The 11,886-nt window shown below is 69.8% G+C and carries 9 protein-coding genes; 6 read left to right on the top strand and 3 right to left on the bottom strand.

All coding sequences use genetic code 11. From position 1 onward, the window contains the following. Nucleotides 1–58: 58 nt before the first annotated feature. Nucleotides 59–382 carry a WhiB family transcriptional regulator gene (locus ACZ3H8_RS09470; RefSeq protein WP_307661638.1) on the bottom strand — a complete coding sequence of 108 codons (324 nt, stop codon included), beginning with the start codon at nucleotides 380–382 and terminating at the stop codon, nucleotides 59–61. Between the two features lie 431 nt (nucleotides 383–813). Between ACZ3H8_RS09470 and ACZ3H8_RS09465 the strand changes: the two genes are divergently transcribed. From ACZ3H8_RS09465 to ACZ3H8_RS09450, 4 genes are all read left to right on the top strand, one after another. Next, a complete protein-coding gene (locus ACZ3H8_RS09465) occupies nucleotides 814–1,425 on the top strand; it encodes a response regulator transcription factor (protein WP_003948568.1) in 612 nt (203 codons plus the stop codon). Nucleotides 1,426–1,679: 254 nt separating this feature from the next. Further along, complete coding sequence (locus ACZ3H8_RS09460) at nucleotides 1,680–2,267, top strand: sigma-70 family RNA polymerase sigma factor (RefSeq protein ID WP_307661637.1); 588 nt, start codon at nucleotides 1,680–1,682, stop codon at nucleotides 2,265–2,267. 128 nt (nucleotides 2,268–2,395) lie between these two features. Beyond that, nucleotides 2,396–3,898, top strand: coding sequence for an IMP dehydrogenase (gene guaB / locus ACZ3H8_RS09455; protein ID WP_467399446.1), 1,503 nt, complete (start codon nucleotides 2,396–2,398; stop codon nucleotides 3,896–3,898). A 99-nt stretch (nucleotides 3,899–3,997) separates the two neighbouring features. Then, the gene (locus ACZ3H8_RS09450) at nucleotides 3,998–5,122 is read left to right on the top strand and encodes a GuaB3 family IMP dehydrogenase-related protein (protein ID WP_398991253.1); all 1,125 of its coding nucleotides are present in this window, start codon (nucleotides 3,998–4,000) and stop codon (nucleotides 5,120–5,122) included. A gap of 71 nt (nucleotides 5,123–5,193) precedes the next feature. On the opposite strand, the gene ACZ3H8_RS09445 is transcribed toward ACZ3H8_RS09450, so the two are convergent. Together ACZ3H8_RS09445 and ACZ3H8_RS09440 are read right to left on the bottom strand one after the other, a co-directional pair. Then, the gene (locus tag ACZ3H8_RS09445) at nucleotides 5,194–5,682 is read right to left on the bottom strand and encodes a hypothetical protein (protein ID WP_467399443.1); all 489 of its coding nucleotides are present in this window, start codon (nucleotides 5,680–5,682) and stop codon (nucleotides 5,194–5,196) included. 112 nt (nucleotides 5,683–5,794) lie between these two features. Continuing rightward, nucleotides 5,795–7,036, bottom strand: a complete 1,242-nt coding sequence (locus tag ACZ3H8_RS09440; RefSeq protein WP_467399441.1) for a nucleotide sugar dehydrogenase — start codon at nucleotides 7,034–7,036, stop codon at nucleotides 5,795–5,797. A 229-nt stretch (nucleotides 7,037–7,265) separates the two neighbouring features. Here ACZ3H8_RS09440 and ACZ3H8_RS09435 point away from each other — a divergent pair, with 229 nt between their 5' ends. Both ACZ3H8_RS09435 and ACZ3H8_RS09430 read left to right on the top strand, forming a co-directional pair. Further along, nucleotides 7,266–8,972: a glycerol-3-phosphate dehydrogenase/oxidase gene (locus ACZ3H8_RS09435; protein ID WP_467399438.1), complete on the top strand. Its 1,707-nt coding sequence runs from the start codon at nucleotides 7,266–7,268 to the stop codon at nucleotides 8,970–8,972. Nucleotides 8,973–9,334: 362 nt separating this feature from the next. After that, nucleotides 9,335–11,728, top strand: a complete 2,394-nt coding sequence (locus ACZ3H8_RS09430) for a serine/threonine-protein kinase (RefSeq protein ID WP_467399436.1) — start codon at nucleotides 9,335–9,337, stop codon at nucleotides 11,726–11,728. Nucleotides 11,729–11,886 lie beyond the last annotated feature (158 nt).

Below are 11,886 nucleotides of genomic sequence, written 5' to 3'. Positions count from 1 at the left end.
CCGAGACGGGCGGGGATGGTGCAGGAACGTTTCTTCGAAACCTTTCGAACCTCGCGTGTCAGCTCCGCGCCGGGCCCCCCGCGCTGGACGCCGGAATCAGTCGGTGCCGCGCGCGCCCCATCAGCTCCTCGCGCTCGTCCTCCGTCAGTCCGCCCCACACGCCGTACGGCTCCCGCACCGCCAGCGCATGCGCCGCGCACTCCGCGCGGACCGGGCACCTCATACAGACCTCTTTCGCCGAGTTCTCACGCGCACTTCGTGCTGCGCCCCGCTCGCCCTCGGGGTGGAAGAAGAGAGAGCTGTCCACCCCACGGCAGGCTGCGAGGAGCTGCCAGTCCCACAAATCGGCGTTGGGTCCGGGAAGGCGGGAGAAATCTGCCATAGCGCATGTCCCCTTGAAACCGTGCTGAGTGGATACAGGTCAGGTCGAACACGAGCGGGGTACGAGCCGATCCGGCACCCGCACGTGCCTCACCGACCGTACATCTACTGTGTTAGTAGATGTAAATATGACTCATTGCGAATCTAGCCACATACGCCACAAAAAGGGAAGAAAAGGCGCTAAATGGGGCATAGCTTCCGGGTGAAGGACTCGTGACCTGCAGTGCTCTCCTCCGCGCACGGCCCCTCACATAGAGTGCTGAAGGCGGCTGTCCGACCCGTAACTCTTTCGAGTGACCGTCGTTGAGAGTGCGGAAGCGGTTGAAAGAAGAAGCGCTCGGGCACATGTCCGACAGCGTTCAACCGCACAGGTGACGAAACGTACCCAGCCTGGAGGCTCAAGGTGACGCGCATCAGCTGCGGAGGGCGGCCATGACATCCGTCCTCGTCTGCGACGACTCCCCGCTTGCCCGAGAGGCGCTCCGCCGGGCGGTTGCGACCGTGCCCGGCGTCGAGCGCGTGACGACCGCGGCCAACGGCGAGGAAGTCCTCCGCCGCTGGGGCGCCGACCGCTCGGACCTGATTCTGATGGACGTACGCATGCCCGGTCTGGGCGGCGTCGAGACGGTCCGCCGACTGCTGTCCGCGGACCCCGGCGCCCGGATCATCATGCTCACCGTCGCCGAGGATCTGGACGGCGTCGCGCTGGCGGTCGCCGCCGGCGCCCGCGGCTATCTGCACAAGGACGCCTCGCGCGCCGAACTGCGCGCGACCGTCACCCAGGCGCTCGCCGATCCGACCTGGCGGCTCGCCCCGCGGCGGCTGCGTTCAGCCGAAATGGGTGCGGCGCCCACGCTCACCGCGCGTGAGATCCAGGTGCTCGAAGGTATGAGCCACGGACGGTCGAACGCCGAGATCGGCCGTGAGCTCTTCCTCTCCGAGGACACGGTGAAGACGCACGCCAGGCGGCTTTTCAAGAAATTGGGCGCCTCGGACCGGGCGCACGCCGTGGCGCTCGGATTCCGCTGGGGCCTGGTCCGATAGGTCCCGCGAGTGCATTGCCGCGGGGGTACGACGAACCCCGCCCGCCGTCGGGTGGGCGGGGTGACGGAAGCCAGTGGGCAACCGTTTCCCTCGCGATGCCGCATCCTTGAGGGGTGGAGGACCTCGGGGACGAGTCGGTCGAGCGGAAGGGGAGGGCGCAGGAGATGAGTTCCGGCGCACCTACTCATAACGCTTCGGTGCACAACATTGGACGCGGTGCCACGGAATCTCAGCCGTCAAGGCACCATGGACCGATGCGCGAGGACGAGGCTGCGAATGCCCAAGGGGCCATCGGCGCGCTCGTTCATCTTGCCGTCGATGGCGACGAGCAGGCTACGCACGATCTCCTCGCGCATGTCCATCCGCTCGCGCTGCGCTACTGCCGCACTCGGCTCAGCCGGCTGCCGGGCGACGCGCGCCACTTCGTGGAGGACCTCGCGCAGGAGGTCTGTGTCGCCGTGCTGATGGCGCTGCCTCGGTACAAGGACACCGGCAGGCCTTTCGAGGCCTTCGTCTTCGCCATCGCGTCGCACAAGGTCGCCGATCTGCAGCGGGCCGCCATGCGGCACCCGGGATCGACCGCCGTGCCGTCCGACGAGATGCCGGAGCGCCCTGACGACTCCCTCGGTCCCGAGGAGCGCGCGCTGCTCAGCTCGGATGCCGAGTGGGCCAAGAAGCTCCTCGCCAACCTCCCGGAGAACCAGCGCGAGCTGCTGGTGCTGCGGGTCGCGGTGGGGCTGACCGCCGAGGAAACCGGGCAGATGCTGGGCATGTCCCCCGGGGCGGTACGGGTCGCGCAGCACCGGGCGCTCAGCCGTCTGCGGGCGCTTGCCGAGCAGTGATTCGGGCGGCGCGCCGCGTACGTACGAACACACAAAGCTGCCCAGTGATCTTGATCGTGGAATGAGACGGGTGTGAAGCCCGTTAGCATGGACATCCGCACCGATCAAGGCCATTTGGGGAAGGTGTCATGACCAACGTCGACGGAGTGCCCGATAAATTCGCGACACTCGGGCTGACCTACGACGATGTGCTGCTGCTGCCGGGCTCGTCGGACATGGCGCCCGACCAGATCGACACCGCCTCGTACATCTCGAAGAACGTACGGGTGAACATCCCGCTGCTGTCCGCCGCCATGGACAAGGTGACCGAGGCCCGGATGGCGATCGCCATGGCCCGGCAGGGTGGCGCTGGTGTGCTGCACCGCAATCTCTCCATCGCCGGCCAGGCCAACCAGGTCGATCTGGTCAAGCGCTCCGAGTCCGGCATGGTCACCGACCCGATCACGGTGAACCCGGACGCGACGCTCGCCGATGCCGACCAGCTGTGTGCGAAGTTCCGCATCAGCGGTGTCCCGGTGACCGACCGCGGGGGCAAGCTGCTCGGCATCGTCACCAACCGCGACATGGCCTTCGAGTCGGACCGCAGCCGCCAGGTGCGCGAGGTCATGACCCCGATGCCGCTGGTCACCGGCAAGGTCGGGATCTCCGGTGTGGACGCCATGGAGCTGCTGCGCCGGCACAAGATCGAGAAGCTTCCGCTGGTCGACGAGGCCGGTGTGCTCAAGGGCCTGATCACGGTCAAGGACTTCGTCAAGGCCGAGAAGTACCCGATGGCCGCCAAGGACAATGAAGGCCGGCTGCTCGTCGGCGCGGCCGTCGGTGTCGCGGGCGACGCCTTCGAGCGGGCCCAGGCGCTGATCGAGGCGGGTGTCGACTTCATCGTCGTCGACACCGCGCACGGCCACTCCCGGCTGGTCGGCGACATGGTCGCCAAGATCAAGTCGAACGCCTCGGGCGTCGACGTGATCGGCGGCAACATCGCCACGCGCGACGGCGCGCAGGCGCTGATCGAGGCCGGCGTCGACGGCATCAAGGTCGGCGTCGGACCGGGCTCCATCTGTACGACCCGCGTGGTCGCCGGCATCGGCGTACCGCAGGTCACGGCGATCTACGAGGCCTCGCTCGCCGCCAAGGAGGCCGGCGTCCCGGTGATCGGCGACGGCGGTCTGCAGTACTCCGGCGACATCGCGAAGGCGCTGGTCGCGGGCGCGGACACGGTGATGCTCGGCTCGCTGCTCGCGGGCTGCGAGGAGTCGCCGGGCGAGCTGCTCTTCATCAACGGCAAGCAGTTCAAGTCGTACCGCGGCATGGGTTCACTCGGCGCGATGCAGTCCCGCGGCGAGCAGCGCTCCTTCTCCAAGGACCGCTACTTCCAGGAGGGTGTCGCCTCCGACGAGAAGCTGGTGCCCGAGGGCATCGAGGGCCAGGTGCCCTACCGCGGCCCGCTCTCCGCGGTGGTGCACCAACTGACCGGCGGTCTGCGGCAGTCGATGTTCTACGTCGGCGGCCGGACGGTGCCTGAGCTGCAGGACCGCGGCCGGTTTGTACGGATCACGTCGGCGGGGCTCAAGGAGAGCCACCCGCACGACATCCAGATGACGGTCGAAGCGCCGAACTACAGCAGGAAGTAGTCCACGCGTGGTCAGGGGCGGTCCCGGTTCCCGGGGCCGCCCCTGACGTGTGTGTCGGGGATACTGGAACGGCAGACGTAGAGGGAAAGGCCACACATCGTGACTGAGATCGAGATCGGGCGCGGAAAGCGCGGCCGCCGGGCGTACGCGTTCGATGACATCGCCGTCGTACCGAGCCGACGCACCCGGGACCCGAAGGAGGTCTCGATCGCCTGGCAGATCGACGCCTATCGCTTCGAGCTGCCCTTCCTGGCCGCTCCGATGGACTCGGTGGTCTCCCCGCAGACCGCGATCCGCATCGGTGAGATGGGCGGTCTGGGCGTGCTGAACCTCGAGGGTCTGTGGACCCGGTACGAGGACCCGCAGCCGCTGCTCGAGGAGATCGCAGGTCTCGACGAGGCCGCCGCGACCCGTCGTCTGCAGGAGATCTACGCGGCTCCGATCAAGGAGGACCTGATCGGGCAGCGGATCAAGGAGGTGCGCGACTCGGGTGTGGTGACCGCCGCCGCGCTCTCACCGCAGCGCACCGCGCAGTTCTCGAAGGCCGTCGTGGACGCGGGTGTCGACATTTTCGTCATCCGCGGCACCACCGTCTCGGCCGAGCACGTCTCGGGCGCCGCGGAGCCGCTGAACCTGAAGCAGTTCATCTACGAACTCGATGTGCCGGTCATCGTGGGCGGCTGCGCCACCTACACGGCCGCGCTGCACCTGATGCGTACGGGCGCGGCGGGCGTGCTGGTCGGCTTCGGCGGCGGGGCCGCGCACACCACGCGCAACGTCCTGGGCATCCAGGTCCCGATGGCGACGGCTGTCGCGGATGTGGCCGCGGCCCGCCGCGACTACATGGACGAGTCCGGCGGCCGGTACGTTCACGTCATCGCGGACGGCGGTGTGGGCTGGTCGGGCGACCTGCCGAAGGCGATCGCGTGCGGCGCGGACGCGGTGATGATCGGCTCCCCGCTGGCCCGCGCGACGGACGCGCCGGGGCGCGGTCACCACTGGGGCATGGAGGCGGTCCACGAGGACGTGCCGCGCGGCAAGCTGGTGGACCTGGGCATCGTGGGCACGACCGAGGAGGTCCTCACCGGTCCCTCGCACAGCCCTGACGGGTCGATGAACTTCTTCGGCGCGCTGCGCCGGGCCATGGCTACGACGGGCTACAGCGAGCTCAAGGAGTTCCAGCGGGTCGAGGTGACGGTGGCGGACTCGCAGCACCGCCGCTGACGCCGCTGCGTACGAAGGGGCCCCGCACCGGGTGGTGCGGGGCCCCTTCGTATGCCTGGATCACGCGTGGATCAGCCGTTGGCCTTCTTGGCGCCCGCGAACGCGGCGGCCGCGCCGACAGCGAGGAAGACGTAGGACATGGCGTCCGCCGCCTCTTTCCACACCTTGGTCAGGTCGCTGAAGTTGTCGAAGAAGTACTCCGTGAAGGAGAGGTCACCCAGCTTTGTGAAGATGACCGCGATGGCGACCAGCTGGCCCAGGTAGACGGCGCCCAGCGCGAGCACCGCGCTGACGATGGGCAGCAGAGGGTTGCGACCGCCGACCTTGGCGGCGGCGAAGCCGACCAGGAAGCCGACACCGAGGGCCGCGTAGCCGATCTCGCGCTCGATGGCACCGCCGATGCCGCCGTACGCGCCCGCGGCGACCAGTGCGGCGACGATGGCCGCGACGATGCCGAGCCCCACGTTGTTACGGACGGGCGCCGGCGGCGGTGCCGGGGCGTACTGGGTGTCGGCGCCGGCGAACGGGTTGCCGGTCGGCGGTGGGACAGGCTGGCTCATGTGGAATTTCCCCCAGGGACGAGTGCATCGCACGACCGTGCGAGCGGAGATCCCGGAGACTAGCAGTCAGGTCCGACAGTGCCGCAGCGAGTTATCGGGCTGTTGTACTCGATCACAGGCGGTGTGCCGCACCGGCCGGGCTGGCTCCCCTTGTGTCGAGCAGGAGTTGGGCCTTGACCGCCAGTCCCTGGAGGTCGTACGTGCGGTGGTGCTGGAGCAGCACCGTCAGATCCGCGCTGGCGGCGGCCTCGTAGAGGGAGTCCGCACGGGGGACGGGCAGTTCGCGCACGCGCCAGTCCGGGACATACGGGTCGTGGTAGCTGACGGCAGAGCCCAGGTCCATCAGGCGGCGGGCGATCTCGGTGGCGGGGGAGCTCTCCAGGTCGGGGAGGTCCGGCTTGTAGGTGATGCCGAGGAGCAGCACGCGCGCGCCGCGGGCCGATTTGCCGTGTTCGTTGAGGAGCGTGGCGCAGCGCTGGATGACGTACTGCGGCATCCGGGTGTTGATCTCCTGGGCGAGGCCGACGATCCGCAGCGGGTGGCCGGGGGTGCGTCCGGTGTGCGGGAGGCCGTTGGGGTCCAGGGGGACGCCGTGGCCGCCGACGCCGGGGCCGGGGCGGAAGGCCTGGAAACCGAAGGGCTTGGTCTCGGCGCAGCGGATGACGTCCCAGAGGTCGACGCCCAGGTCGTGGCAGAGCACCGCCATCTCGTTGACCAGGGCGATGTTGACGTGGCGGAAGTTCGTCTCGAGGACCTTGACGGTCTCGGCCTCGCGCGGTCCGCGCGCGCGGACCACCTTGTCGGTGAGGCGGCCGTAGAAGGCGGCGGCCGATTCGGTGCAGGCAGGGGTGAGACCGCCGATGACTTTGGGGGTGTTGGCGTAGCCGTGGGTGCGGCTGCCCGGGTCGACGCGGCTGGGGGAGTACGCGAGATGGAAGTCGCGGCCCGCCCGCAGCCCGGAGCCCTCTTCGAGGATCGGGCGGAGGAAGGTTTCCGTGGTGCCGGGCTGGACGGCGGATTCGAGCAGCACGGTGGTGTGCGGGCGCAGCCGCGCGGCGAGCGCGCGGGCGGCCTCGGCGAGTGCCGTGAGGTCGAGGTTGCCGTCCGCGCCGAGGGGGGTGGGGGCGCAGATGGCGGCGGTGCGGACGCGGCCCAGCTCGGCCGGGTCGGTGACGGTCCTGAAGCCTCCGGAGAGCATGCGGCGGATGTCGGCGGGGGTACGCCCCGCCGCCGGTTCCGTGAGATGGCGGGGGTCCGTGTCGTAGCCGATGGTCTCGATGCCGGCGGTTACGGCGGCCTGGGCGAGGGGCAGGCCGAGATGACCGAGTCCGATGACGGCGAGATCTGCGGGCATGGCGTAGGCCGTCCTTCCCTTAACCGGAGGGGGCAGAGAGCGCAAGCCCTGTGGGCAGAACGAGCAGGCGCAATGTCAGACTAGGCATAAATATGACTGATATGCCGCATTGCGAGCCTGTGGCTGTCCGAGTGTTATCCACAGGCGGTGGCTGAAGTCGGCGACTGCGGACAGAATCGACGTTGTGAGCCCGACCGCAGGGGACACACGGGGGCGACGGGAGGCAGCAGTGAGGACAGCGACACTGGGACCCGAAAAGCGTGCCGAGGCGCTCGCCGGGATGGCCGAGCGTGAACTGGACGTGCTGGTGGTGGGCGCGGGCGTGGTCGGAGCCGGGACCGCGCTGGACGCCGTGACGCGAGGGCTCTCCACCGGTCTGGTCGAGGCCCGTGACTGGGCGTCGGGCACATCGAGCAGATCGAGCAAGCTCATCCACGGCGGGCTGCGCTATCTGGAAATGCTGGACTTCGCACTCGTACGGGAAGCGCTGAAGGAGCGCGGGCTGCTGCTGGAGCGGCTGGCGCCGCATCTGGTGAAACCGGTGCCGTTTCTGTACCCGCTCCAGCACAAGGGCTGGGAGCGGCTCTACGCCGGATCGGGCGTCGCACTGTACGACGCGATGTCGGTGTCGTCGGGGCACGGGCGAGGACTGCCCGTCCACCGGCATCTGTCGCGGCGGCACGCGTTGCAGGTCGCGCCCTGCCTGAAGAAGGACTCGCTGGTCGGAGCGTTGCAGTACTACGACGCGCAGATGGACGACGCGCGCTATGTGGCCACGCTGGTGCGGACGGCCGCGAGCTACGGCGCCCAGGTCGCCAGCCGGGCCCGGGTGATCGGCTTCCTGCGGGAGGGCGAGCGGGTCGTCGGCGCGCGGGTTCAGGACGTGGAGGCCGGCGGGGAGTACGAAGTCCGGGCCAAGCAGATTGTCAACGCGACCGGGGTGTGGACGGACGACACCCAGGCGCTGATCGGGGAGCGCGGGCAGTTCCATGTGCGCGCCTCCAAGGGCATCCACCTGGTGGTGCCCAAGGACCGGATTCACTCGACAACCGGGCTGATCCTGCGGACCGAGAAGTCGGTGCTGTTCGTCATCCCCTGGGGACGGCACTGGATCGTGGGGACGACCGACACCGACTGGGACCTCGACAAGGCCCATCCGGCGGCGTCCAGCGCGGACATCGACTATCTGCTTGAGCACGTCAACTCCGTGCTGGCCGTCCCGCTGACACGGGACGACGTCGAGGGGGTGTATGCGGGGCTGCGGCCGCTGCTCGCCGGGGAGTCGGACGCGACCAGCAAACTGTCGCGCGAGCACACGGTGGCGCATCCCGTGCCGGGCCTCGTGGTCGTGGCCGGCGGCAAGTACACGACGTACCGGATGATGGCGAAGGACGCGGTGGACGAGGCGGTGCACGGGCTCGACCAGCGAGTCGCGGCCTGCGTCACGGAGAACGTGCCACTGGTCGGCGCCGAGGGGTACGGCGCGCTGTGGAACGCGCGGGCGAGGATCGCGGCACGGACGGGGCTTCATGTGGTGCGCGTGGAGCACCTGTTGAACCGGTACGGCTCGCTGGCCGAGGAGGTGCTGGCGCTGATCGCCGACGACCCGAAGCTCGGCGAGCCGCTCGGGGGTGCGGAGGACTATCTGCGGGCCGAGATCGTGTACGCGGCGTCGCACGAAGGGGCGCGACACCTCGACGACGTACTGACGCGGCGGACCCGGATCTCGATCGAGACGTTCGACCGGGGGACGCGCAGTGCGCGGGAGTGTGCGGAGTTGATGGCGCCGGTGCTCGGCTGGGAGAAGGAGCAGATCGAGAAGGAGGTGGAGCACTACGAGAAGAGGGTGGAGGCGGAGCGCGAGTCGCAACGGCAGCCTGACGACCTGACGGCGGACGCGGCGCGGCTGGGGGCGCCGGACATCGTGCCGCTCTGATCCCGGGCGCCGCTCTGATCCCGATCCCGATCCCCTGCGCCGGTCTGGTCCTGGCGCCGGTCCGAACCGGTCGCCGGGCTGGTCCTGGTCCCCGCGACCGGTCCGAAACCGGTGGTTATCCGTCCGTTGGTGCTGATCCCGGTGGCGGCCGGGCAGGGCTGCGACCAGCGAGGCGGTGAGCTTTACGCCGTGTAGTGGCATTGTGGGTGGTCCCAACCTCCCGGGCCCGTCTGGCGGACGGCGGACCCGGGAGAAACGCCGGTCCCGGAGTAAGAGACAATGGAGGCTCTGCCAGGGCGGGTTACCGCATCGCGCGGGAAGCGGCAGGCGCGGGCGAAGATCAGGGATCGCAGAGGGGACGCATGTCGGAGGCGGAGCAGTCGCGGGAGCCCCAGCGGGACACGGCCGAGGAGCCCAAGGAGCCCAAGGAGTCCACGTCGCGGGAGTTGGGGGCCGGGGCCGGTAAGCAGTCCGCGGACGGTGCTGGGCGAGGCGCGGATTCGGGGGCCGGGGCCGAAGGGGTTGTCGATGCCGAGACCGGTTCCGAGGCCGGTTCCGGAGTCGAACCCGAGCGCGGGTCCGGTGTCCGGTCCGAGGGCGGAGCTACGGCCCGAGCCGGGGCCGAGAAGTCGGGCGAGGCTGCGGGACAGGTGTCCGCGAGGGCGTCCGCCGCGGGTGCCGTGCACGAGCGTGAGCAGAAGTCCGAACAGGGCTCAGAGAAGAGCGGCTCCGGGAAGCGGGACGAGGAGGTGCCCGCCCGGTCTGCTGACAGCGGTTCGGGGCGGGGCGATGCTTCCGGTGCCGGGCGGGAGCCCGCGCAGGCCGCTGACAGTGGCTCAGCGCCGGGCGGCGCGTCCGCGGCCGGGGCAGGCGCCGGGCGGGGGGCCGGGCAGAGTGCCGTCAAGGCGGGCGCGGCCGGGCGGAGTTCCGGGCGGGAGGCCGAGGGGCGGCTGCTCGCAGGGCGGTACCGGCTCGGAGGCGTGCTCGGTCGCGGAGGCATGGGCACCGTCTGGCGGGCCGTCGACGAGACCCTCGGCCGTACGGTCGCGGTGAAGGAGCTCCGCTTCCCCAACAGCATCGACGAGGATGAGAAGCGCCGGCTCATCACGCGTACGCTGCGCGAGGCCAAGGCGATCGCCCGGATCCGCAACACCAGCGCGGTCACCGTGTACGACGTCGTCGACGAGGACGACCGCCCCTGGATCGTCATGGAACTCGTCGAGGGCAAGTCGCTCGCCGAAGCCGTGCGCGAGGACGGGACGCTGACGCCGAGGCGGGCCGCCGAGGTCGGGCTCGCGATCCTCGACGTGCTGCGCTCCGCGCACCGCGAGGGCATCCTGCACCGCGATGTGAAGCCGTCCAACGTGCTGATCGCCGAGGACGGGCGCGTCGTGCTCACGGACTTCGGCATCGCGCAGGTCGAGGGCGACCCGTCGATCACCTCGACCGGCATGCTCGTCGGTGCCCCTTCGTACATCTCGCCGGAGCGCGCCCGCGGTCACAAGCCCGGTCCTGCCGCGGACCTGTGGTCGCTGGGCGGGCTGTTGTACGCGAGCGTCGAGGGCAGTCCGCCGTACGACAAGGGCTCCGCCATCGCGACGCTGACCGCGGTGATGACCGAGCCGCTCGACCCGCCGAAGAACGCGGGGCCCCTGGAGGAGGTCATCTACGGCCTGCTCGTCAAGGACCCCGATCAGCGGCTGGACGACGCGGGCGCGCGGGCGTTGCTCACCAACGTGCTCTACGCGCCCGAGGTTCCGGAGCCGCCCGTCGAGCCCGAGCCGGCGCCGGATGCGACGCGCGCCATACCGCTGCCGCCGATTCCGCCGGTGCCACCGCAGGCGAGGCCGAAGGATCCGGCCGCCGACCGGGTGCGGGCCGCGCTGCGCTCCGTACGGAATGCCGCGGCGGCTGCGAAGCCGGAACCGAAGCCTCGGCCCGCGTCGCAGACGCCCGCCGCGCGACCCGTGCCGGTGCGGGCGCCGCTCACCGATGTGGTGCCCCGGCGCACCCTGGTGATCATCGCGGTTGTCGCCGCGCTCGCCGTGCTGACCACGGTGCTCTATCTGACCCTGGGTGGCGACGACTCGGGCAGCAAGGGCAAGTCCAAGGACGACAAGACCGCTTCGGCCGGCGCTGCGAACGGCGGAAGTGGGAACGGCAAGGGCACGGACGCCACCCCGGACAAGGGCAAGGACACCGGGAATGGCGACAACGGCGGCGGGAGCGGCGGGAGTCCGGGCGGCGGGAAGCCGTCCGGCGCGCCCAAGGCGGACAAGCCCGCGGGCGGGAACGGAGTGCCGGCCGGGTATGCCCTGGTCTCCAACGACCAGTTCCACTTCACGATGGCGATGCCCAAGGGCTTCAGGCTGACCGGCATCGCCGGCCAGAACTCCGGCGGGATCTTCAGCCGGAACGGCGGATTCCCGCGCGTTCAGGTCGACTTCAACGGCAGCCCCAAGGACGACGCGGCCGCCGCCTGGAGCGCCGCGGTGGCCGCGACCCGTGCCAGCAGTAACGGCTACAAGCACCTGGGGATCGGGAAGGTCGCCTACAACGGCTATCCGACGGTCGCGGACTGGCAGTTCGAGCGCAATCAGGGCGGTCAGCGGGTACGGGTCCTCAACAGGGGCTTCAAGGTGGACGCCCGGCGCGGCTACTCGATCATGATCACGTGCAAGGCGAGCGAGTGGGAGAGCACGGAGTGTGAGACGTTGCGCAAGACGGCGTTCGCCACATTCAAGCCCAAGGACTGAGTAAGGCCACGTATCGTGAGAGCTCGCGGACGGTAGGCAGCTGCAAGGGGTCGTATGAGGCCGTAAGGGGCCGTCAAATGACCGGAATTGACGCTTTGCTGCGGCACGGCTGCGACACCTCCGGGACGGACCGGCCTGGGGACAGCACGCTCGTGGGG

The organism is Streptomyces sp. NPDC002868 (assembly GCF_055563295.1).
The sequence above is the reverse complement of the archived record's forward strand: the minus strand, read 5'-3'. Positions and strand labels throughout refer to the sequence as shown.